The sequence below is a fragment of the Paenarthrobacter sp. 10L420 genome, assembly GCF_056395385.1.
Map to the genome: position 1 here is coordinate 48,953 of NZ_JBFTJK010000019.1, position 23,233 is coordinate 72,185.

The 23,233-nt window shown below is 60.2% G+C and carries 21 protein-coding genes; 13 read left to right on the forward strand and 8 right to left on the reverse strand.

Going from position 1 to position 23,233, the window contains the following annotated elements:
* Positions 1–26 precede the first annotated feature (26 nt).
* Entirely contained in the window at positions 27–308 is a 282-nt protein-coding gene (locus tag AC1DD5_RS21335; RefSeq protein WP_477522710.1) for a hypothetical protein, read from the forward strand.
* 54 nt (positions 309–362) lie between these two features.
* Here the strand turns inward: AC1DD5_RS21335 and AC1DD5_RS21340 are convergent, their stop codons facing one another.
* Both AC1DD5_RS21340 and AC1DD5_RS21345 read right to left on the reverse strand, forming a co-directional pair.
* On the reverse strand, positions 363–1,106 hold the full coding sequence (locus tag AC1DD5_RS21340) for an SDR family oxidoreductase (protein ID WP_477522711.1): 744 nt from the start codon (positions 1,104–1,106) through the stop codon (positions 363–365).
* 12 nt (positions 1,107–1,118) lie between these two features.
* Positions 1,119–2,228 carry an NADH:flavin oxidoreductase/NADH oxidase gene (locus AC1DD5_RS21345; protein ID WP_477522712.1) on the reverse strand — a complete coding sequence of 370 codons (1,110 nt, stop codon included), beginning with the start codon at positions 2,226–2,228 and terminating at the stop codon, positions 1,119–1,121.
* Between the two features lie 102 nt (positions 2,229–2,330).
* On the opposite strand from AC1DD5_RS21345, the gene AC1DD5_RS21350 reads away from it, so the two are divergent.
* Positions 2,331–2,738, forward strand: a complete 408-nt coding sequence (locus AC1DD5_RS21350) for an ArsR/SmtB family transcription factor (protein ID WP_477522713.1) — start codon at positions 2,331–2,333, stop codon at positions 2,736–2,738.
* 96 nt (positions 2,739–2,834) lie between these two features.
* Here the strand turns inward: AC1DD5_RS21350 and AC1DD5_RS21355 are convergent, their stop codons facing one another.
* The gene (locus AC1DD5_RS21355; protein ID WP_477522714.1) at positions 2,835–3,551 is read right to left on the reverse strand and encodes a GntR family transcriptional regulator; all 717 of its coding nucleotides are present in this window, start codon (positions 3,549–3,551) and stop codon (positions 2,835–2,837) included.
* 299 nt (positions 3,552–3,850) lie between these two features.
* Here AC1DD5_RS21355 and AC1DD5_RS21360 point away from each other — a divergent pair, with 299 nt between their 5' ends.
* The 4 genes from AC1DD5_RS21360 (at position 3,851) to AC1DD5_RS21375 (ending at position 8,013) form a co-directional block, all read left to right on the forward strand.
* On the forward strand, positions 3,851–5,455 hold the full coding sequence (locus tag AC1DD5_RS21360; protein WP_477522715.1) for a sugar ABC transporter ATP-binding protein: 1,605 nt from the start codon (positions 3,851–3,853) through the stop codon (positions 5,453–5,455).
* Positions 5,452–6,444 carry an ABC transporter permease gene (locus AC1DD5_RS21365; protein ID WP_477522716.1) on the forward strand — a complete coding sequence of 331 codons (993 nt, stop codon included), beginning with the start codon at positions 5,452–5,454 and terminating at the stop codon, positions 6,442–6,444. Before AC1DD5_RS21360 ends, AC1DD5_RS21365 begins: the two co-directional genes overlap by 4 nt.
* On the forward strand, positions 6,441–7,460 hold the full coding sequence (locus AC1DD5_RS21370; RefSeq protein ID WP_477522717.1) for an ABC transporter permease: 1,020 nt from the start codon (positions 6,441–6,443) through the stop codon (positions 7,458–7,460). The genes AC1DD5_RS21365 and AC1DD5_RS21370 overlap by 4 nt, the downstream gene beginning before the upstream one ends.
* Before the next feature lie 88 nt (positions 7,461–7,548).
* Positions 7,549–8,013, forward strand: a complete 465-nt coding sequence (locus AC1DD5_RS21375) for a carboxymuconolactone decarboxylase family protein (RefSeq protein WP_477522718.1) — start codon at positions 7,549–7,551, stop codon at positions 8,011–8,013.
* 264 nt (positions 8,014–8,277) lie between these two features.
* On the opposite strand, the gene AC1DD5_RS21380 is transcribed toward AC1DD5_RS21375, so the two are convergent.
* The 3 genes from AC1DD5_RS21380 to AC1DD5_RS21390 form a co-directional block, all read right to left on the reverse strand.
* Positions 8,278–9,441, reverse strand: coding sequence for an iron-containing alcohol dehydrogenase (locus AC1DD5_RS21380; protein ID WP_477522719.1), 1,164 nt, complete (start codon positions 9,439–9,441; stop codon positions 8,278–8,280).
* Positions 9,442–9,564: 123 nt separating this feature from the next.
* Positions 9,565–11,124 (reverse strand): FAD-binding protein, encoded by a 1,560-nt coding sequence (locus AC1DD5_RS21385; RefSeq protein ID WP_477522720.1) that lies wholly within the window; start codon positions 11,122–11,124, stop codon positions 9,565–9,567.
* Positions 11,125–11,244: 120 nt separating this feature from the next.
* Positions 11,245–12,504, reverse strand: a complete 1,260-nt coding sequence (locus AC1DD5_RS21390) for an ABC transporter substrate-binding protein (protein ID WP_477522721.1) — start codon at positions 12,502–12,504, stop codon at positions 11,245–11,247.
* A 240-nt stretch (positions 12,505–12,744) separates the two neighbouring features.
* On the opposite strand from AC1DD5_RS21390, the gene ahlD reads away from it, so the two are divergent.
* Positions 12,745–13,566, forward strand: a complete 822-nt coding sequence (gene ahlD, locus AC1DD5_RS21395; RefSeq protein ID WP_477522722.1) for an N-acyl homoserine lactonase AhlD — start codon at positions 12,745–12,747, stop codon at positions 13,564–13,566.
* Between the two features lie 408 nt (positions 13,567–13,974).
* On the opposite strand, the gene AC1DD5_RS21400 is transcribed toward ahlD, so the two are convergent.
* Together AC1DD5_RS21400 and AC1DD5_RS21405 are read right to left on the reverse strand one after the other, a co-directional pair.
* Positions 13,975–15,042: a LacI family DNA-binding transcriptional regulator gene (locus tag AC1DD5_RS21400; protein WP_477522723.1), complete on the reverse strand. Its 1,068-nt coding sequence runs from the start codon at positions 15,040–15,042 to the stop codon at positions 13,975–13,977.
* 11 nt (positions 15,043–15,053) lie between these two features.
* Positions 15,054–16,286, reverse strand: a complete 1,233-nt coding sequence (locus AC1DD5_RS21405) for a Gfo/Idh/MocA family protein (protein ID WP_477522724.1) — start codon at positions 16,284–16,286, stop codon at positions 15,054–15,056.
* Positions 16,287–16,439: 153 nt separating this feature from the next.
* Here AC1DD5_RS21405 and AC1DD5_RS21410 point away from each other — a divergent pair, with 153 nt between their 5' ends.
* The 6 genes from AC1DD5_RS21410 to mgrA all read left to right on the forward strand — a co-directional run bounded on the left by AC1DD5_RS21410 (position 16,440) and on the right by mgrA (position 23,227).
* On the forward strand, positions 16,440–17,393 hold the full coding sequence (locus AC1DD5_RS21410) for a carbohydrate ABC transporter permease (protein ID WP_477522725.1): 954 nt from the start codon (positions 16,440–16,442) through the stop codon (positions 17,391–17,393).
* A gap of 12 nt (positions 17,394–17,405) precedes the next feature.
* Positions 17,406–18,305 (forward strand): carbohydrate ABC transporter permease, encoded by a 900-nt coding sequence (locus AC1DD5_RS21415; protein ID WP_477522726.1) that lies wholly within the window; start codon positions 17,406–17,408, stop codon positions 18,303–18,305.
* Positions 18,306–18,378: 73 nt separating this feature from the next.
* Complete coding sequence (locus tag AC1DD5_RS21420; protein WP_477522727.1) at positions 18,379–19,716, forward strand: ABC transporter substrate-binding protein; 1,338 nt, start codon at positions 18,379–18,381, stop codon at positions 19,714–19,716.
* A gap of 83 nt (positions 19,717–19,799) precedes the next feature.
* Entirely contained in the window at positions 19,800–20,021 is a 222-nt protein-coding gene (locus tag AC1DD5_RS21425) for a hypothetical protein (protein ID WP_477522728.1), read from the forward strand.
* Between the two features lie 5 nt (positions 20,022–20,026).
* Positions 20,027–21,913 (forward strand): alpha-amylase family protein, encoded by a 1,887-nt coding sequence (locus AC1DD5_RS21430; protein ID WP_477522729.1) that lies wholly within the window; start codon positions 20,027–20,029, stop codon positions 21,911–21,913.
* 258 nt (positions 21,914–22,171) lie between these two features.
* Positions 22,172–23,227: an L-glyceraldehyde 3-phosphate reductase gene (gene mgrA / locus AC1DD5_RS21435; RefSeq protein ID WP_477522730.1), complete on the forward strand. Its 1,056-nt coding sequence runs from the start codon at positions 22,172–22,174 to the stop codon at positions 23,225–23,227.
* The last annotated feature ends 6 nt before the right edge of the window (positions 23,228–23,233 follow it).

Here is a 23,233-nt window from a genome sequence, read left to right on the forward strand (position 1 = left end):
GTCCACCAGGAATGTGGGGCTGATCCATGCAGACGGTGATGATTTTCCTGGGGATAGGTGCGGGTGTTGCTTCAGTGGTCCTGTCCGTTCCGTCTCTCCGTCGTCGTACCAGTGCCGCAGAGTCGCTGTCTGTGGCAGCAACCGGGGCCGTGATATCCGGTTTACTGGCGTTGGCTTTTTGTGGTGACGACCTCGCCGGTCCTGTGAGTGCGCTCAATCTATTGGCGTCGGCGACCGGTGCCACAGCATTGCTGGGCTTAACGCTCACGTCAGGGCGGACAGGTACCCCACGTCACCAGCGCGACTAACTGCACAGGGAAGGGGCCGTTCCAAGGAACGGCCCCTTCCCTGTGCATCTGATGTCACCAATTCTGGCGAGTTGGGGAGATCACCAAATCGTTGACGGTGGTATTTGCTGGTTGGTTAAGGACATAAACCACGGCGTCGGCCACAGCCTCCGGGGTAATGGCCAGTGCATTGAGCTCTTTGGCTGCTGCGCGTCCAGCGGGGTCGCTCACTTTGTCGGCCCACCCGGTGTCGATGACTCCGGGGCTGATAGTGCTGGCCTTAATACCGTGTTGCACTCCGAGTTCCTTGCGCATGCTCTCCGTGATGGCTCGTACGAAGAACTTGGTTGCGCTGTATACCCCGGCAGAGTCGCCGATCTGATGACCCGCAACAGACGCCATGTTCAAGATGTAGCCTGATTGACGCTCCAGCATGATGGGCAGGACAGCCTGGATACCGTTGAGATACCCCCGGATGTTCGTATCGATCATCCGGCCCCAGTCGTTGACGGCCAAATCCTTCCAGGCGGAGAACAACATGAGTCCGGCGTTGTTGACCAAGATGTCGACGCCACCAAAGGTCTCGACAGCATTATGGGCCAGAGCGTCCATATCTGCAGAATCCGTAACGTCGGCGACACGCGCTGCCGCGGTTCCCCCAGAAGCACGAATCTCCCCGACGAGGGCGTCGAGGCGATCCTGGTCCCGGGCAGCGAGCACCAGTTTCGCGCCATGTGCTGCCAAGGCCTTGGCTGCTGCGGCACCGATGCCTGATGATGCGCCGGTGATGATGATGGTCTTGTTGTGCAAGTGATTCATGGAGAGACCTTCCTACTTCTTGCGACGTTGTACGGCGTAGCCATATTGTGCGGGCCACTGGGGTTCGATGCCGAGCTCACTGGCAGCCTGCTGCGGCCAGTACGGGTTGCGGAGCAGCTCGCGGCCAAGGAATACGGCATCTGCTTGTCCGGTTTTCAGTATGTCCTCAGCCTGGTGGGCGTCGGTGATAAGTCCCACAGCACCTGTAGCAATTCCAGCTTGGTCGCGTGCTTGCCCCGCAAAGGGAACTTGATAGTTGGGGCGGGCAGGAATCTTGGCGTCCCGAACGATGCCTCCGGTGGAAACGTCAAGGAAATCGACCCCGTGAGCCTGTAGTTCTTTGGCCAGACGGACGGTGTCGTCTGCGGTCCAACCCTCGCGGGGATCATCGTCGTTCTCGCTTAGCCAGTCGGTGGCTGAGGTACGGAAGAAGACCGGGAGGTCCTGGGGCCAAACTGTCCTGACGGCGTCCACTACCTCGAGCGCAAAACGCATCCTGTTTTCGAAGCTTCCGCCATAGGCATCCGTGCGCTTGTTGGACGCCGGAGATAAGAATGAGTGGATCAGGTATCCATGAGCACCGTGAACCTCGACAACCTCAAAGCCCGCTTTGAGGGCTCGCTTTGCAGATTCGGCGAAGTCGGTGACGAGCTGCTTGATTTCGGCGACGGACAACTCTGTTGGCAGAGACAGTCCCTGGAAGGCTTCCTGGCTGGGGCCGACCGCTGTCCAGCCGCCGTCGCGTTCGTCTAAGTAGCCGTCAGAAATCCAAGGCTTGTCAACGGAAGCCTTTCTCCCCGCGTGGGCCAGCTGGATAGCGGGCACTGAACCATAAGACCGGATTGCTGCTGCTATACGGCCAAAAGACTCTTCTTGCTTGTCATTCCACAGCCCCAGATCCCACTGGCTGATGCGCCCGTCCGGCCGGACACCGGTCGCTTCGACCATGACCAGGCCGGCACCGCCTGCCGCACGACTGGCCAAGTGGGTCAAATGGAAATCCGTGGGGACGCCCGTTTCCGGGCCATCGGCAGCGGCCGAGTACATGCACATCGGGGACATCCAAACCCGGTTCGGAATTGTTAGATCCCGCAGCTTAAGGGGAGCGAAAAGGCTACTCAAGGAAATCTCCTTCTGGGTTCTGTGTGGAGGACGGCAGCCAGCGTTGTTCGCAAGCCGACCTAAGTACGATAAGCCTCGTAGTATGCATATTGTCAAACTACGATGAGTATCGTACCTTTGATGATGATCGACGAAAGGGACACCATGCGCTCTGCCGTAGCTAGATCCGAGGCGCGCCTATTGGATCACCCCGAGCCTGAAGAGATTCGACTCGAGGCAGTTCTGCACGCGCTATCGGATCCCATCCGCCTGAAAATTGTCGGGGACCTGGCCATGGGGCACGATGACATGGCATGCATCGCATTTGAGCTGCCCGTGAGCAAATCCACGTCGACGCACCACTTCCGCGTACTTCGGGAGGCAGGCGTCATTCGACAGCACTACCGGGGAACATCCCGTATCAGCAAACTACGCAACAACGACCTTCAGGCGAGATTCCCGGGACTGCTGGATGCGGTACTGCTGTCGTCGGAGGGCGCGTCAACGACGACGGAACGCACCGGGGATTGACATTTCGGACGGACTTTCGGGTGTTGACGTGCGCGGCTGAGTAGGCCCCCACTCCCCGACTGCAGCGAAGCGGGAAGTGACACTGCCCGGATCGAACTAACTTGCCCCCACGGCCGAGTGCCCGCTGGGCGCACCTTCGGCATCAGTGGTGAAACTGGCAAGCGCAATGTCGCCGGCATTCTTGACGTGGGCACGGCACAGCCTGCTGGCCTCGTCAGCATCTCGGCTACGGACCGCCTGAACGATTTCGTCCAACTCAGCCACCGTCTGGTCAAACCGACCCGGGGAGGACAGGGTCATCCTACGCAGCATGGTTACACGATTGTTCAGCTGCTGGAGCATCTGCGCGAGTACGTGGTTTCCGGACCCGGCGAAGAGAACTTCGTAGAACCCGTTCTTCGCCTGGAGTACGTTTATTTGGTTGGCAGCAATGTCCGACTCATGGAGAGTTCGAACAGAGGCTGCGAGTTTGTCGATTTCGGCGTCTGACGCCTTGAGCGTGAAGCAATACGCGAGGTGCCCTTCGATGAGCCCCCTCGCCTCATAAATTTCACGGGCGTCTTCTTCGGTGATCACCGCAACTGACGGGCCCTTGTGGACCACGTTGGTTATCAGCCCTTCGGCCTCCAATTGCTTCAGAGCTTCCCTTAGGAGGGTACGACTAACACCGAGCCTGTCGCAGAGGTCCCGTTCTATGAGTTTTTGCCCGGGTGTGAAGGCGCCGTACAAGATAGCGTCCCGCAGTGTGTTTTCGGCCAGTTTCCGCAGCGACATGTCGTCGCGCTGCAGCCTCAAACCCAGTGGTGACTCCATGACAGCCTCCCCTCCCGTCGTGAACATGCCTTGACCTAGGGTACTACGGTCAGGGCCGGAGCGGCCATAATGACTGGCGATCGGATTGTCCGACACGTCATCGCGTCACGTTCTTCTGGTTCATCTTCTCGCACCCCAAGAGTCTATTGCCCTAACACCATCCCGCTCTTATACTCAAGCAAAGAGCTGTTTTGTATGACAAAAATGCATTGGGACAATCGTACTGGGCAGTTTTTGGTGTGATCTGCACTCCTTCCCGAGGAGGGGATGGAGCAGATACCGACCGTAAGGACAAAATAATGGTCAATGAAGACCTGAACCTCGATTCGGCCCCGAGTGCAATGGTGGCCGACTATCACGAGACAGCAGTAGCAATCCAGGACGTGAAGAAGTCCTTCGGGGAGACGCAGGCCCTGCGAGGAGCGAGCTTCTCCGCGCGTGCTGGGGAAATCCACGCGATTGTCGGTGAGAACGGCAGCGGGAAAAGCACGCTGGCAAAAATCATGTCCGGCATCGTTCTCCCAGACGAGGGATCCGTGGACATCCATGGTCACCACGTGTCGAGTCCCGCCGAGGCACTCAAGACAGGCGTCGCGACCGTATTCCAGGAAGTCCTCGTCGCAGAAGGCGCCAATATTTCGGACAACGTTTTCATCGGATCGCAGGGCGTATGGCGCTCCCGCATGTCCAGGAGCGAGCAGCACCGACGTGCAACCGATGTGCTGGAGCAACTTATGGGCCATTCCGTCGACGCCTCGGCATTGGTCGAAACCTTGAGTCTGGCAGACCGGCAGTGGGTCACCATTGCGCGCGCCCTTGTCCGTTCCCCGAGAGTAGTGATCTTCGATGAGTCCACCGCGGCGCTCGACCTATCGGGGGCCGCACGGCTTTACGCCCAGATGGAGCGGCTCCGTTCCGAAGGTGTCTGCGTTGTGATTGTTACTCACCGTATCGCTGAGCTCACGACTTTCGCCGACAGTGCAACGGTTCTGCGCGACGGAATCGACGTCGGGATCCTCAGAGGCAGCGAGATCACCGAATCCCGCCTCATTGAACTCATGACCGGAGTCAAGGAGCGGAGCGGCCTGGCACCTCAATCGCGCAGGCTCTCCAAAGGCGGAACAGCAGATATCGTCCTTCAAGCCGCCGGTCTCGTGGCAACGCAGGGAGCACGGCCTTCGGACTTTGTGCTGCATAGTGGCGAGATCGTCGGCTTTGCCGGGCTGGACGGTCAAGGTCAGGCTGAGTTCCTCCAAACCCTCACGGGCGTCCGACAGGCAATCGACGGCGAAGTTACCGCCATTGCCAGGACCGGCGCAGAGCACCCAATTAACAACCTGGCAGAGGCTATAGCAGCGAACGTCTCCTATATTTCAGGCGATCGACGCAAGGAGGGGATTTTCCCAAATCTCAGCATTTTCGAGAATTTCGGAATGCCGTTATACCGTCATCACCGCCGTGCCGGCGTCATCGACAGGACTGCCATCTCCGCGCGCTTTGATGACATGTCCAAAACCCTGAAGCTACGGTCAGGCGCATCGTCGAATCCCATCACCTCCCTCAGCGGCGGTAATCAACAAAAGGTCCTCATCGGTCGGGAACTGGCTCAAGATCCGCAGGTTGTTGCCCTCAACGATCCCGCACGGGGAGTCGACATCAGCACAAAGCGTGAACTGTATGCCCAGTTGGAACATCTCGCCTTGGAAGGAGCCGGAATCATTTATCTCTCTACTGAAATCGATGAACTCATCGGGCTCTGCGACCGTGTGGCTGTTTTCCGCGATGGCGCACTCCTTGGCTGGGTGACCGGCGACAACATCACCTCCGACCGCGTTCTTGCCGGAATGTTCGGTCACCTTGAAGCAGACTTCGACGTCGAGAAAGCACTGGTGGAACAGCAATGAAACAACAAAGCCGATTCGGCAGATTCACCAGCAAATCTGCCTACGCATTCGCCGCGTGGGGTTTGCTTGCCGTCCTTCTCATCGTGTGCGCAGTACGCGCGCCTTACCTCTTCACCGCCAGCGGAATCGGAGGGCTGCTGGTCTCGGCCGTACCACTGGTCCTTGTGGTGATGGGAATTACCGTCACAGCCCTGGTGGGCAGCGGTGTCGATCTGTCCGCAGGTCCGCTGATGATCTTCGTCAATGTCACCCTCGTCAAAGTCCTCTTCGACCAACAGATAGGGTCACCCGTTGCTGTTATCGCGTGGGCACTTGGCATTGGAGTCTTGATACAAATCATCCAGGCCGTCGTCATTACGGTCGCCCGCATCGAACCCGTGATCGTGACCCTGAGTGCATTCCTGGCATTGTCCGGGATCAACCTGGTTATTCTGGCACAGCCTGGCGGACAAGCTCCGAGGTGGCTCGCTGAATGGGGGTCCGGCAGGTCGATACTCGCCCCAATGACGATAGTTCTGATCACGGCGATATTGGGTTGGTGGGCATTCACCAGGACCCAACTGTTCACGAACCTAAGGCTCGTCGGGTCGAACCAGCGCACCGCGTTTGTCAGCGGAGTACCCGTAACAATGATCCGTGTCGTCGCTCACGGTATTTCCGGATTGCTGATTGGTGCGGGTGGCCTGGCCTACACCGGTCAGATAGCGTCGGGAAACCCCACCCAAGGAGGCACCTACACACTCGCAGCGATCACGGCCCTGGTGCTTGGAGGTATCAGCCTTGCGGGTGGCCGCGGCGGCGTATTGGGCTCCATTCCCGGGGCCGTCGCCGTCACGCTTATCTCATTCACTCTGACCACGTTCTCACTGGGGTCATTGGCTTCATTCGTTGTGCAGCTCTCGTACGGCCTCATCCTGGTTGCAGCACTCTTGATCAGCGTGATAATCCCATCACTGTGGCGCAAGCGCCAGGAGGTAAAAGCATCATGACAACCGTCAAAGCGCAACAACGCACCATCCGGGTCCCGCTGCTGTCCAAGGCCTCAGGGCAAAAGAACGTCATCCTCGGGCTCATTATGCTGGCGGCTTTACTTGCCGTCGGCGCCGCCACAGTACAAGGTTTCCTCTCCGGCTCGAATGTTCGCTCCATGCTGCTGCTCGGCGCATTCCTTGGCCTGGCATCGGTTGGGCAGACTCTCTGCGCGTTGCTCGGCGGGCTTGACCTCTCCATTCCCTACTTGATTGGTTCGGCCAACATCGGAACCCTCTACATGATCAGCTCTGGCGTACCGGCAGGCATGGCGATCGTGATAACTCTTGTTCTCGGCATTGTTATCGGAACAATAAACGGACTCATAAGTCTCCATCTCCAGAATCAAGCTCTCATCGTGACGCTGGGTGTTGGATTCGCCACGGTGGGGGCAACACAGGTTCTCACCAGCGCAGGCGCATCGAATGCCGGGGGCACGAGCGGAGTGGTACCTGATTGGCTCGCCAACATTTCCTCACTGAGCGGAGAAACATTGGGGCTCCCTGTACCTCCCGTCATCCTCATTTGGCTTGTTCTCGCCGCTGCCCTGATCTTCATCATGCGTTCCACATGGTTTGGTCGGAGCACCTACGCCTTGGGGGGAAACCGCTCGGCCGCAAGGCTCATGCTCATCTCCGAACCGCGCAGGTGGGTCACTGTCTACGCGCTCAGCGGCCTCTTCTCAGGAGCCACAGGAATACTCCTGCTCGGCTTCACTGGTGGAGCGTTCGTGCGGGTGGGCGATCCCTACCTGTTCCTCACCGTGGCCGCAGTTGCCGTGGGCGGAACCTCCTTGCTTGGCGGCAGGGGCGGATATGGCAGCACTCTCGTCGGCGTGCTCGTCCTGATCGCCTTGACCTCGCTCCTGGTGGGCTACGGCCTGAACAACAACGCGCAACAATTTGTACTCGGCCTACTGATCGTGCCCCTCGTCGGCTTCTACGCGCGCAATCCCCACATCAGACAGCAAATCTAACGCCCGACATCCAACTCAACTTTCTGCCCCGGGGAACTCCGGCAGTGGCGCCGCTCCCCGGGATCGACTGAATACATGAAGGACCGACATGACTAACCAGTACGAAGCAGACGAACACAGCGAACTATGGAATGACGGAATTAAGGTACGCCGGGAGGTTCTCGGGGATTCATACGTCACTGGTTCCCTCGAGCGCACAGCCGGAACCGAAAGTGAAGCCCTTCAGACCCACATCACCGAAACAGTATGGGGTGCCGTGTGGACGCGACCTGGCCTTGACCGTCGAAGCCGAAGCCTCCTCAATATCGGCATGCTGGTCGCTCTCAACCAGCACCACGAACTTTCTGTCCATGTCCGGGGTGGCCTGCGGAACGGTCTCAAACCAAGCGAGATCGTAGAGTCCATCGTCCAGGCCACCGCCTATTGCGGCGCACCTGCGGGGCTCGCAGCGATGCGCGTCGTCCAGGAAACGCTCAATGAAGTTGCCCGCTCCGCCAGCGCCGACGAAGTCACAGGCGCCGATGCTGACGCCGACGAGATCAAGGCTATCTAGGCCCCCACGATGACATAATCGCCGGCGTTCGAAAGTGCGCTCAAGCCCGGCTGGGAACCCCCGCCGGGCTTTTGCGTGCCCCTTTTGCGCGATTCATGACGATGCGGCTCATACAACCCACCCTCGACCTTAAAAGGTCGGTCGTCACGACACCTGTTATTTGGGTGTCGCGACGACCGACGGGAACCGCTGATTGCTGCGGGCTGGGCATATGCTGCGCTGCACAGATGAGAACCACGTGTTCTCAGCTTTATATGCCGCTCGCTAATAGGCCTTCTGTAAGAGCTCTCTTACATCATCGGCTGATACCGGCCGCGGTGCTTGACGAATGACGGCTTCCGCCTCGCCCATCGTCGCGCGAACAACGTTCTCCAACGCCTCCGGGCTCAGACCAAATTCACGGATTTGCCGCGGTACTCCCAGCTTGTCGAAGAGTAGCTCCAGCTCCTCAGGAGCCGGCATCGCGTTCGTTGCTCCTCTTGCCGCCGCCATGGCGGTGGCCATAATGGCCTGTTGGCTTGCGGTCGCTTCAGCGTAGAACCGCATAACGTGCGGCAGCGTGATGCAGGACGTTACGCCGTGAGGAACGCCAGCCGCACCCAACTGGTGGCCTATAGCATGGGATAACCCCACTGGTACGTTGTGAACTCCGACCAGTGACATCCAGGCCGCCTGCTGGCAGCGCAGAGCCGCTTCGTAGTCATGAGGGTCAGACGCCGTCAGGGGAAGATCCTCGGCCAGGGTGCGGAGGGCCGCAGTGCACAGCGCGGTGGTGAACGGGTGCGCATTCGTGGCATAAGCAATTTCGACCGCATGATCGATGGCCCTGACACCGGTTGTGATCCACAATTTCCTGGGAGTTAAGGCACACAGCTCCGGATCCAGCACAACAATCCTGGGCGTAAGGGCGAGGTACCTGGTCAGTTCCTTGGTGTTGGTCGTGTCGTCGACGAAGGCGGCAACGCCATTCCACTCTGCCGCCGATAAGGTTGTCGGCACGGCGATGACAGGAAGCGGGGTACCTTGCAGCTCGGGCAGCCCGTGGGAAATGCTGTAGCGCAGGAAGTCCTGCTCCGAATGAATACCCTCCCCCACTCCCAGGGCGGTGAGCTTTGCCGCGTCAACGGCGGAGCCTCCGCCTACGCCTATTACGACGTCGGCATGTGCGTTCTGAGCGATCTCCACAAGCTCAGCTAGTCGCTTGACTGGGTTATGGGCCTCGACCCGGCCGTATACCGCGACGGCTCTGTCTCCCAGCGCGCTGACGAGATCCTCGAATTGTTGGGTGGCGCTGATTGACTTGCCTGCTACGAGAAGAGCACGTTTAAGTCCTCGCCGCTCCAGTTCGGCGGGAATTTGTTGGATAGCACCACCGCCCTCGATGACTCGTTCGATACGCGGCATGTCGAAGACACGTGGTTGACTCATTCTTTCCTCCAATAGGGAATGGCACGCCCCGTTCCCGAGGCGTGCCAACTCCTGTTATCTAGTTCTGACCCCGTATGGGGACTTCGCGAGGTAACCCCGCGGCAGGCCTCTCACCTGCATCAGCTACCGCCTGCTTCCGGCTGACTCAGCAGCCTTCGATGCAGCTTCGGACTCCGGCACTGCCGGGATGGCCGAGCCTTGGCTGTCTGCCGCCTCAGCAGCACGGCTGGCGAGTGGAGTCGCCGGTCCCGAAACGGAAGCGTCGCCTGATTCCAGCTCGTTCAGGTAGCTCACAGCGTTCGCCCCTGCGACTCGACCAAAGGTCATGGAGCGAATTGACGACGTCGCCGGCGGGTACTCGTGGTAGAACAATCCCGTGATTTCGCCCGCTGCGTAGAGGCCTGGGATCGGCACTCCCCCGCCGGAGATGACCCTCGCCTCGGTGTCTGTCTTGAGCCCACCAAAGGTGAACGTGATCCTCGCCTCAAGCGGGTATCCGTAGTATGGCCCGGATTCGATCCGATTCGCCCAGTTGGACTTTGGCGGGACGAGTCCTTGGGTGCTCAACCCGTCAAGGATTTCTGGTTGGAATGGTCCGCCGGCGGTGGCGGCGTTGAATTCCTGAACGGTGGCTTCGAGTGCTTCCGGGCTGAGACCCAGCTTGCGCGCCAGTTCAGCCAGCGTCGCGCCCTCCTCAGGCTCCATATCGGTGGTCTCGTAGACCCAGCCTGGACGCATGCGTTCCATGACTGGCTTATCAGTGATGAAGTAGGCCTTCTGGTTCTGGTTTTTCCAGACTTCGTATGCCAGCAGTTCGAAGTGGGCAAACAGGTAGTCTTCGCCCTCGTCGAAGAAGCGCTTACCCTGTTGGTTGACACAGATGCCGTAGTTGTGGCCCCAAATGACTGAGTCCGGTCGGCTGGTGCGCGAGTCGACTACCTCCGAGTGGAACATGTCGAACTGGCCAGCTGTGTCGGCCCCAATGTCCATGGCCATGCGGATACCGGCACCCTTGTTGCGGTGCAGCCCTGGAACGATTGGCTTAATGTCGACGGCGTTGTTGCCAAGGTACTGCGTCAACATTTCGGGGTTGCCTTCGAATCCACCCGATGCAATGACGACGGCCTTCGAGCTGAGCGTTCGAAGGAGCCCGTCCTTACCGCGGACCACCACGCCGTTGACACGGCCTTCGTCCGAGATGCTGAGCTTTACGGCTTCGGTTTCGTAGAGGATCTCGGAATTATCAAACTTCTTGAAATGCGCGAGGAGGTTGTTGACGATTTGAAGACCGCCTCCGACCGGCCATTTGATGCTCTTGTCCGTTTCGTATTCAAGAGCAACGTCGTTTTCCCAGTGCTGATAGAGCTCGACTCCGTGGGCTTCCAGGTACTTGATGGTTCCGGGGACTTCGCGCTCAAGTGCCAGGCAGTATTCCCGGTCAGCAAGCCCCTTGGACGTTTCCTGTACTCGGTCCTTCCAGGATTCATCAAGGCGGCCGTCTTCGTAGACGCGAAGCCAAGCCATGGTCCATCGAGAACCTCCGGAACGTTCGTCTTCTGCTCCAACTTCGACCAGGGCCACTCTGCCGGACCGACCTTCGTCGGCTGCTTTTTCGCAGTAGCTCAGCGCGGCGGAGGCCCCGGCAAAACCGCTACCAATTACGACCAGATCATACTCAGACATTTCTCGTATTCTCCATCCATCATCTTTGATGTCTGTCAGCGCATCTGACAGCCTTTGTGTTGAATCTTTTTGGCAGTGAGCGCTTCCGGTGATCAGGTATCCCGGAAGTACGCCCGGTTTCTACTGTTTCTTCCAGGCAAAGGGGTCACTTGGCTTTTCGAAGAAAGCGTCAAGCTTGGTGCCAGTAAGCCACCCACCCTTGGGCTCCAGCCAGCCATCGGCGTTAGGATCACAGCTGGACCCGAGGGCCTCCTTGGCTTCGTCGTAACTTATGGGAGACACGCTGAGAACGATGGATTGAATTTTCGGCCCCTGCTGCTGAAGGATCCGGACTGCGGTCTCGATGCCAAGTTCCATCTCACCCTTGGGCGGCCAAATGTTGTAGCCAGTGTCAGCGAATTCCGGATGGTTCACCCAATAGCACGCAGCTCCTGTTTCGCCACCGATGTTAATCGGAACCACGGGACGGCCAGACTGCTGCAGTGCCTGCAAGGCGCCGGTAGCGGAGGCAGGCTGAGCGACGATGCCGTCGAGCTGGCCCGGGTGGGTCGCTAGAAACTTCTGCACCTCGGTCTTTGTCACCGGCGCTGACCACATCCCGTTTACAGAGCCTACAAGCTTAACCTCGGGGTATTCCTTCAGCGCATCCTGAACCCCGGCCTCGAAATCGATGGCATTTGTGGCTCCCGGCACACCCTGAACATCCAGGACGTTGCCCTTGCCACCGATCTTGTCGAAGACTGACTTCGCAAAGACGCTTCCAGCCTGGCGGTAGTTCGTCACGGCGCTGACGGCGTAAGGCGAATCCACATGCCCACTCCATGCAACGAAAGGTACACCCTTTTCATGAGCGTACTCAATGGACTGGTTCAGGGCGGTTTTTGCTGAGCAGCAAGCGATCAGGATGTCGGCACCTTGGTCTACGAGTTGCCGGATCTGCTGGTTTTGCACCGTGTCGTCGCCCCCCGATTGGGCGACGATCACCTCTTTGATGAGGCCAGCCTTCTGGTACCGCGGAACCACATCCTTCATCAGGTGGTCCATGGCTGTTGTCTGCCAGGAATTGCCCGCATAGGGACTTGTATAGCCAATGGTCCATGGTGCAGGTCCCTTGGGCTGCCATGATTCACCGTACGGCGTTTTTCCGGTCAACGCGTCAGCATTCTGGTAAGCGGTCTGTGCATCAGGCGGAAGGGATGACAATGCTGACTCGGAAGACGTTGAACTCCCAGAACCACCCGCCGGACCAAAGTCATTACCGCCGCCGCCACAGGCAGTGAGCGCCAAGACCGATGCCACGGCAAATGCCCACCCCGCACGCCTGGCCAGTTTCTTCCCGCTGCCGGGAGAAGAAACGCAATCGTGGTCTTCCTTGACCATTCTGAACTCCTTATAAGTTGGCTGACAGCCTTCAAACGTCAGCCGGCGACGGATACGCACTAACTCGTTTGTATGAAGAAAGAATGTATGACAATCATAACGAGCTGTTCCATGAGTATAGGTATGAGGCAGGTCACGCGCAATAGCTCTTGAGTGCAAGTGCCAGTCTTGATGATCGGATGATCGTCTGACAGTATGGCGATCTACGGCTGCGACCTTGATGTTAGGGAATGGAGTGCGATGACGATAGATCAGTTGAAGGTCCGTGTTCTGGAGACCGGGGTCATGGAAGCCGACATGGCATGGCTCCTGTTGAAGCCAGGAAGGATCATCGCGGACCGCAACAATAAGGAACGTCAGCGTGAGTGGGGCGAAATCCCAACGCATGCAGTCCTGATTGAACATCCCGAGGGTCGAATTCTTTGGGACACCGGAGTTCCCCGTGATTGGAGTTCCCGCTGGCAAGAGAGTGGCATGGACAACTTCTTCCCGGTCAAGACTGAATCTTCGAGTACATCCGGATTCCTGGACTCTTCGCTTGCTCAAGTGGGTCTCGAGGCCGCCGACATAGACCTGCTCATACTTTCCCACCTGCATCTTGACCACGCGGGCAACGCGCGACTTTTCGACAACGGCAAGACCAAGATTGTCGCCAACCGGAAGGAATTGGAGGGCGTGCGGGGAATAATGGGCTCGCACCAGGGTGGCCATCTTAAGGCGGACTTTGAAGGTCTTGAGATCGATGCCATCGAGGGCGATACGGAAATTGTTCCCGGGGTTTCTGTCATAGACACCCCTGGCCACACTTGGGGAACAATGTCTCTCCAGGTCGACCTCCCGGAGGACGGAACTAAGATTTTTACCTCGGACGCAGTCTACTTGCGGGACTCATTCGGCCCACCAGCCGTAGGTGCCGCCGTTGTGTGGAACAACCTCCTCTGGCTTGAATCAGTAGAGAAACTTCGCCGAATCCAAGAGCGGACGAACGCCGAAATGATTTTCGGACACGAGTCCGAACAGACGAGTCAGATACGCTGGGCACAGCAAGGGCACTACGAGTGATTCTCTATGACTTCCGATGCGACTATGGACACGATTTCGAAGCGGGCCTCACATCGATGTTTTCCGACGATCCCGCTTGCCCCGCCTGTTCTTCTCCAGCGAAAAGGAGACCTCCGCGCGTAGGCCTAAGTGGCCGAGTCGATCCTGGGCCATCAAAAGAGGACCGTCCCCGCAGTTGGCAACAAGTCAACGGCGGAGACCCGGACACTGTCCGCGCATGGCAACGAAGCATCGAGAAAAGGGAAAAACTCGAAGAACAGTACACCGAACTTGCTGGAGACAATCGCCCGGTGCTGGCGCACGAGGGGATCTTCGCCCGCCAACCTCTCAGAGCGGGAGACGCCATCAAATCCGCACTGAAGAACGTTCCAGAGGCCGGGTTGTCCGCTTAGCCCGGCCGAACGGCTCTCAGTGGCAGCCGCAGGAAGTGCGCAGTACCAATTGGGTGGGGAATATGCTTGTCTGCGTTTCATGTCGGGGTTTGGGAGTCAAAAGGGCTTCCAGAGCGGTCTGGGCCAAGTCTTTTACAGGTTGGGCGACTGTGCTAAGTCGGGGCCAAGTGTACTCGGATTCGGGCGAGCCGTCGAAGGCGAAGACCGCGAGGTCTTCCGGGACTCGCAGGCCGGCTTCATGGAGGGCGCAAAGCAGACCCACCGCCTGCTGGTCGGAGCTGACGAAGACCGCGGTGGGCTGCTCTGCACGGCCGATCAACTCTTGTCCGGCACGATGCCCGCCTTCGCGGGTGAACGGCGCTCTGACGATGGGGCCCGGGATGAGACCGGCGTCCTCAATGCCCTGCCGCCATCCGACTTCGCGTGCGTCGAGTTCGCCGCCGGCGTTGCCGCCCATGACCAACCCGATGTGTTTGTGGCCGTGGAATATGAGGTGTTCGACCGCCGCACGCGCCCCATCTTGGAAGGCTACTCCGACGGAGTCGGAGATGTTGTCTCCCGCGCTGTGTTTCAGCACGGTCGGACTGCCTGCCGTCGCGAGATCGGTGCTGTGATTCAGGAGCACCACCGGGATGTCCGCCTGTTCGAGGTCCATGAGGTCGGGCTCGAACAGCACGCTGCAGAGAAACAGGCCGTCCACCCTTCTGGCGGCGAAGTTCTTGATAAGGCGGCGCTCTGTGCGTAGCGAAGCCTGTGAGTCCGCCAGCAGTAGGGTGTAACCCCGCTCGGCCGCGGCGTTTTCGACGGCGCGGGCGAGCGAGGCAAAGAACGGGTTCATGGCGTCGGAGACGATCATGCCGAGCATTTCGCTTGAGCCCAGGGCGAGTGCCCTGGCGGCCGCGTTGGGCCGGTAACCAAGCGCCCTGATTGCCTGCCGCACCTTGGCCTCGTTCGCTGGGGAAACAGCCCTTGGCCCGCCATTGACCACGTAGCTGACGACGGCGGGGCTGACCCCTGCCAGCCGTGCGACGTCGTCGCGGGTGGTTGGCTTGGCTTGTGAGGTGGGGTGCGGCATGACAACCATGCTAGCGGGATTTACTTTACAGACTCGCGGAGTGCCGGGCGGGGCAGCTCTGCGGGGGCATCACCAAAGTCGGGCACTTGAAGGCGTTCGCCGCCGCGCAAGGCAGACTGGTGGGCAACGATGCCGGGAAGCGTATAGCGCGCGGCCTCCCAAGCGTTGACCGGAGGCAGCGTGCCCGTGTTGATGGCGGTGACGAAGTCGTCCACTAGGAAGTGGTGACTGCCCTCGTGGCCGTTGGGCAGGCCGCGGAATTCTGCCGGCAGTCGTCCGGTGTCGTGCACTGACGCCATGCCGGAAATAAAGGCATCACGCAAGGCAGGAGCGACATTGGCCAACATGGGGTCATCCATGTCCATGGTGGCCTGGGTCTCGAGCTGGTCACTGATGTCAGTCACGGTGTGCTTGTCCTGCCAGACGCTGACAAGGGCGAGCTGTTCCATGCTTGCCTCGGTGCCGAAGTAGCGGAACCGGGATTCGCGGATGTGGGACGGGTAACCCACACGACGCATCTCGTTGATCCGCATGGCGCCGCCGTCGTTCATTTCGAAGAGTGCGGTGGCGTTGGAGAAGTCGTTTTCGAACATGCTGACGTCTTTGTCGAAGACGCCGTCCTGACGCTGATCCTTAACGCCGACGCAGCTCACGCTCACGGCGTGGGAGCCGGTCGCTCCAAGCACTCCACCTACGGAATGGGTCGGGTAGAGCATGGGCGGGTAGCTGGCGGTGCGCTTCCAGTTTTCTCCGCCGCTGTACTGGTAGGCATCGTAGAACCCCAGGTCCATGTCGTGGACGTAATCGCCCTCCGCGTAGAAGATCCTGCCGAAGGCGCCCTCGGCGTTCTTCTTGCGGGCCAGCACGGTTGCCGGGTTGTAGTAGCTTGTCTCACCCATCATGTACGTCAACCCGGTTTCCCGAACTGTGTCAATGATTTCAGCGATCTCCGCCTCGGAGATGGCCATAGGCACGGCGGAGTAGACGTGTTTGCCGGCGCGCAGCGCCTGCACAACCAACGGTCCGTGGGTCCAGCGCTGCGTGAAGATCGCTACGGCGTCAACATCGCTTTCAAGCATTGCCTCAAAGCTGTCGAACGTCCCTGTCGCGCCGAGGATGCCGCATTGTTCCTCTGCACGTTCAGTGATGAGGTCGGTGAAGTAGATGTCAGAGATTCCGGGGTGGGCAGCGAAGAGTTTGGCAAATACGCCTGCGAACTGTCCTGCACCAACGATTCCAATTGAAGAAGTCATGGAAACAGAATGATTGAGAAATCTACGCGCGTCAACTCAAACTCGGAGATAGGTAAAAAAACCTTCACATAGGGAGATGTGCTTGCGCTTGTCTTTGCAACGCGCGTAGAGTAGCCGCCAAGTGTTACCTACCTCACAGGAGAGGGATTGACGATGACCACCGTTACCAAATATCGGGGCAAGTCCGGTCCGGCCCCCCGGCCCATGGCCGGAAAAGCTCCCAAGCAGAGCCTGGTCCGCCGCCTTGGCGACCTGAAGATCGCGCTGCTGTTCATCCTCCCGGCGTTGATCGGGCTCGTGGCCTTTTGCTTGGTCCCTACCGTCCGGGGCATCTACCTAAGTTTCACCGAGTACAGCATCCTCGGTGAGCCCGAATGGATCGGCGTCGACAACTACACGGCGATCTTCAAGGATGAGCTCTTCTGGAACGGAATGGCCGTGACCCTCCAATACGTGGGTATCAACATGGTCCTGCAGTTCGCCATCGCCTTGGGCCTGGCACTGTTGATGCACGGTGTGGCAAAGTCAACTTTTGTCCGCGGCGCGCTGCTGCTGCCGTTCTTTGTCGCCAATGTGGTCGTGGCCCTGCTCTGGTTCTGGATGCTGGACTACCAGATCGGCATCGTCAACGAGATCATCAGCTGGATGGGTCTTCCCCGCGTCGCCTTCTTCGGCAGCGAACAGTGGGCAATTCCCACTATCGCTTTGGTCAACGTATGGAAGCACATGGGCTATACCGCCCTGCTGATCTTCGCCGGCCTCCAGTCCATCCCCCATCATGTCTACGAAGTGGCTTCCCTGGACGGCGCGTCACCCACGAGGACATTCTGGAGCATCACCCTGCCGTTGCTGCGCCCGGTCCTTGCACTGGTCCTGGTAGTCAGCGTCATCGGCTCCTTCCAGGTCTTCGATACCGTCGCGATCACTACCCAGGGTGGCCCGGTCAACGCCACCCGCGTCATCCAGATGTACATCTACCAAAAGGCCTTCGCCGAATCGGACTTCGGCTACGCCTCAGCCCTGTCCGTCGTTCTCTTCGTGATCCTCGCCCTGGTGGCCTTCATCCAGATGAAGTTCCTCAAAGGCAATGAATCGGATCTGGACTAAGGAATCCCAGCCATGTCTACCCAAACCCTTACCCGCAAACCCACCAACTGGCGCCGTATCGGCGCCTGGGCACTAGTGCTCCTTGCAATCATCGCCACCATCCTCCCGTTCCTCTGGATGATTCGTACTGCGTTCTCCACCAATGGATCGCTGGCCTCCAACTCCACGAACCTGCTGCCCGCAGACTTCTCCTGGGGCGCGTTCAAGCGTGTCTTTGGAATGCAGTCCACCGAGGAAGCCCTCGCCGAAGGCGGTTCCGGCGCAGCCATCGACTTCTGGGTGTACCTGCGCAACTCGATCCTCTTTTCCACCGTGACAACAGCGTCCCAGGTCTTCTTCAGCGCCCTTGCTGCCTACGCCTTCGCCCGGCTCCGCTGGCCCGGACGTGACAAAGTCTTCGCCCTGTTCCTGGCCACCATGATGATCCCGGGCATCTTCACCGCGCTGCCCAACTTCCTCCTCGTCAAGAACTTGGGCCTGCTGAACACATTCGCCGGCCTTACGCTGCCGTTCCTGTTCATGTCCGTTTTCGCCATCTTCTTCCTGCGGCAGTTCTTCCTCAGCATGTCCCGCGAAGTGGAGGAAGCAGCAATGCTCGATGGCGCCAAGCCCTGGCGCATCTTCTTCCAGATCGTGCTTCCGAATGCAGCCGCGCCGCTTGCCACCCTCACACTGCTGACGTTTGTGGGGCAATGGAACGAGTACTTCTGGCCACTGCTGGTTGCCAACGATGAGAACTCCCGGGTCCTCACCGTGGGCCTGGGTGTCTTCAAATCACAGTCCCCGCAGGGCGCCCCGGACTGGTCCGGCCTGATGGCAGCCACCATCGTTGCCGCACTGCCGGTCATCATCCTGTTCATCGCCTTCGGCAAGAAGGTGGTCAACTCCATCGGCTTCTCCGGCATCAAATAAGCCGAAGACTCCAGCCACTTCTCTCCTCACACACCCCACCCGGGCAAGCTCAGCCCTCCTCGAAAGGTCAATCATGAAGAAATCCCTAGGCGCCGTTGCTGCCGCCGCGGCCATCGCCGTTTCCCTCTCCGCCTGCAGCGGCGGATCCACCTCCACCGAGGCCAAGGGCGAGATCAACTACTGGCTCTGGGACGCCAACCAGCTCCCCGCCTACCAGCAGTGCGCGGAAGACTTCACCAAGGCAAACCCCGATATCAAAGTCAAGATCACCCAGCGCGGCTATGGCGACTACTGGACCACCCTGACCAACGGATTCGTCGCCGGAAACGCCCCGGACGTCTTCACGAACCACCTCACCAAGTACCCCGAAATCGCTTCGAAGAAGCAGCTCCTCCCCCTCGACGACGCCGTCAAGAACGACAACATCGACATGGACATCTACAACGAGGGCCTCGCCGACCTTTGGGTGGGCCAGGACGGCAAGCGCTACGGCCTGCCCAAGGACTGGGACACAGTGGGCATGTTCTACAACACGGCCATGACCGACGCCGCCGGGCTCACCGCCGAGCAGATGGCCAACCTGGACTGGAACCCGCAGGACGGCGGCAGCTACGAAAAGGCCATCGCCCACCTCACCGTGGACAAAAACGGCAAACGCGGCGACGAAGCCGGCTTCGACAAGGACAACGTCGCCGTCTACGGCATGGGCCTCGCCGGCGCGGGCTCCGGCCAGGGCCAGGCCGAATGGAGCTACCTCACCGGCACCACCGGCTGGACCCACACCGACAAAAACCCCTGGGGCACCAAGTTCAACTACGACGACCCCAAGTTCCAGGAAACCATCAAGTGGTGGGCCGGCCTGGTCGACAAGGGCTACATGCCCAGGCTTGAAACCACCGTCGGCGCCAGCATGTCCGACATCTTCGGGGCCGGGAAGGCCGCCATCAACGTCAACGGCTCTTGGATGATCGGCCAGTACACCAGCTACAAGGGCATCAAAGCCGGCATCGCCCCGACACCCAAGGGACCCAACGGCAAGCGCGCGTCCATGTTGAACGGCCTGGCCGACTCGATCTGGGCCGGCACCAAGAACCCGGCTGCTTCCGTCAAGTGGGTCGAATACCTCGCCTCCACCAATTGCCAGGACGTCGTAGCGTCCAAGGGCGTAGTTTTCCCCGCTATCAAGAGCTCCTCCGAAAAGGCCGCCGCGGCCTTCGAGGCCAAGGGCGTCAACGTCAACGCCTTCACCACCCACGTCAAGGACGGCACGACCTTCCTCTTCACCATCACCGAAAACGCCACAAAGGTCGATGGCCTCATGGCGCCGGCAATGGACGCTGTGCTGTCGGGCAAGAAGGACGCCAGCAGCCTGAGCGAGATCAACGAAAAGGTCAACGCCCTCTTCAAGTAGGCCACTCGACGCCGGTGGGAGGGGCGGACTTTTTCTATTCCACCCCTCCGCCAGCGCGAGACGATTCCCATTACAGGACGACCATGTACACCCATGCATCAAATGAAGACCTCCTCCACGTTCGCGTCCACAACCGCAGCCAATTAGAGGAACAACTGGACAAAGCAGTGGACATCCTCGCAGCCCGGTCCCCGCTCTGCGGCCGCCAAGGGATCCTCGTTGCCAGGCACTCCCCCCGGGACTTCACGCTCCAACTCCACCCCGATATCCCGTATGGAACCATCCAGGAAAGGCAGGAATGGTGAACGCGATGGGAACGGTCCCCCATGGAAACCACGGCCAGGAATTCCTCATCCCACGGGACGAAAAGCAGATGGAAACCCCAACTCAACCCCCGGAGAACCCCCTGACCCTGGACCTGCACGCGAACAGCACGCGTCCCTTCCTGGCCGCCGGGATGGCGATCTCGATCGACCCTGAGCGTCAGGTCCTCACCCTGGCCACCCCCGACGGCGAATCCCTGGCGCGCCTTCGCCTGCTTGCCAGCATCAATACGACCGCCGGCAGTGATGAAACGCGTGTCACGGAGGTCAACGTCAACGCCCCCGATGGGAACCTCACCCAGATCGGAATCACGGCAACAAGTTCACTGTGGCATCACCACCACACCCAACTGAACGCCGGCGTCGACGCCCTGGAACTGACCACCACCGTCCAGGGCACAGGCCGCATCACCTCTATCCGCCAGCTTGGCGCCCACGTGGCCGGCTCCGGCCTGCTGCCCAGCGACCTGCTGCACAGCACCGTTTTCTCCCCCAACCCGGACCGGCCATGGCAGGTCCTCCGCCCGGCGGGGGAATCCGCAGCCTTGGGCGTAGTGGGAGACGGTGGTCAGCCCGGCGTCGGAAGATGGCTCTTCACCCCGCCCCCACTGTGCCTGGCTCTCTCCCCCAACGCCCCCGACGCCTCCCCTGCATCCCACGGGCCCTGCCTGATGATCGGTGTCGCAGCCAAGCAGCGCCCCTTCACACAACTCACCTACGACGCCCTCACCCCGGGCTTCTCCCTCCGATACGACTACGACGGACACACCTCAGTCGAAGGCCACTTCAGCACACCCACACTCCTGCTCTTCCTCGCGGATAACCCCTACGACGGACTCAATCGCTACCGCGAGCTGCTTGACGCACGAGGTCTGCTGCCCGTACGCACCCAGGGCCCGCCCTCACCAGCGTGGCTGGAACCGATGTTCTGCGGCTGGGGCGCCCAAAACGCCGACGCAATGGCCTCCGTCGGCGGTCAGCGCCCAGCAGTGGACCGGGCACGACAGGCAGACTACGACCGCTATCTCAACACGCTCGCCTCGCACGGAATCGTGCCCGGAACCATCGTCATCGACGACAAATGGCAACAGGACTACGCCACCTGCCGGCCCGACACAGAAAAATGGCCGGACATGGCCGGATGGATACGGAAACGGCAAGATGCCGGGCAGCGAGTCCTGCTCTGGTACAAGGCCTGGGACACCGAAGGCGCACCACCGGAAGCCTGCGTCCGTGACCACACCGGTCAGCCCGTCGCCATCGACCCCGAATCACCGGCCGGGCGCAAACTGATCCAGCAAGCAGCACGGTCCATGATCGCCGAGCTCGGTGCCGACGGGATCAAAATAGACTTCACCGCCTCCACCCCCGCCGGCTCCGCCCTCACCCATGCCGGGCCCTCATGGGGCATCGACCTGCTCCACGAACTGCTCGCAGTCCTCTACCAGGCCATCAAGGACATCAACCCCGACGCCCTCGTGGTCACCCACACACCAGACCCCGGCTTCCGCGACGTGACCGACATGCTCCGCCTCAACGACGTGCTCATGCTCGACCAGCCAGGCGGCCACACCGAACCACCCAACACCACCCCCGGCACCGGCGTCGTCGACACCATGACGCACCGGGCCCGCGTCGCCACCTCTGCATGCCCGGAACTGCTGATCGACACCGACGGATGGGCCCTGCCCAGCCAAGCCGCCTACCAGAGCTGGACGTCGGCGCAATCTGGACTCGGGGTTCCCAGCCTCTACTACACCGACCGCCTCGACGTACCCGACCCCAGCGAACAACCCATCCCGCCCGCGTCCCTGCACGCCACAGCGCAGCACTGGGCAGCCTACCGGGCCACGCTAAGCGTCGAGGCTGAATAACGTACGAAAAAAGCGGGGGTGTGCAGCGTCGGATGGCGGGAGGCTGCACACCCGCCGCGAAACACAGCAGCTTGGGCTTCGCTCGAAGCATCTCAGTACTCTCTGCACCAAGGAGTCAGTACCACCCTGGCTTTGTTGCGGCATTACGTACCTGCTGACCTCCTGAGTTGACCCTTTCCGGCCGGTTCATTCCTGCCTTCAAACTTCCCTGACCCGTGCGCCGGCCCACTTCTTCCAGCGGCAGGCAGAAAGGCACCGATGACTTATTCGGCTGCAACCAACCGCTATGAATCCATGCCCTACCGCCGCGTCGGACGCAGCGGCCTGAAACTTCCCGCCATCTCCCTGGGCCTGTGGCACAACTTCGGCGACGACAAGCGCTTCGACGAACAGCGCGCCATCCTCCGCCGCGCCTTCGACCTCGGCGTCACCCACTTCGACCTCGCCAACAACTACGGACCCCCGGACGGCGCCGCCGAAACCAACTTCGGCCGCCACCTGCAGGACGACTTCAAGCCCTACCGGGACGAACTGGTCATCTCCACCAAGGCCGGCTACTACATGTGGCCCGGCCCCTACGGCGAGTGGGGATCCCGCAAGTACCTGATCTCCAGCCTGGACCAGTCACTGGAGCGCATGGGCCTGGACTACGTGGACATCTTCTACAGCCACCGTCCCGACCCCGAGACGCCCTTGGAAGAAACCATGGGCGCATTGGACTACGCAGTCCGCTCCGGCAAGGCGCTATACGCAGGCATCTCCTCCTACACCCCGGAACAGACCCTCGAAGCCGCCCGCATCCTGAAGGAACTCGGAACACCGCTGCTCATCCACCAGCCCAGCTACTCCATGCTGAACCGCTGGACCGAGAACGGTGCACCCAACCTACACGAGGCGCTGGAAGAGGTGGGCGCCGGTTCCATCGCGTTCTCCCCCCTGGCACAGGGCATGCTGACGGACCGCTACCTTGTCGGCATCCCGGCCGATTCGCGGGCGGCCAAACAACGGTTCCTGTCTAAATCTGCCCTGACCGAGGACAAACTGGACCGTGTCCGCGCGCTCAACAGGATCGCCGCTGGCCGCGGGCAATCACTGGCGCAGATGGCCATCGCCTGGATCCTCCGCGACCAGCCCAAGGGGTCGCCCGTCACCTCCGCCCTCGTGGGTGCATCCAGCGTCAAGCAACTGGAAGACACGCTATGCGCCATAAAAAACCTCGCATTTACCGACGCAGAACTCGCGGCCATCGACGAATTCGCAGCCGAATCAGACATCACCCAAGCCAATCAACAAGTCAACGTCCTCTCCAAATAACGACCC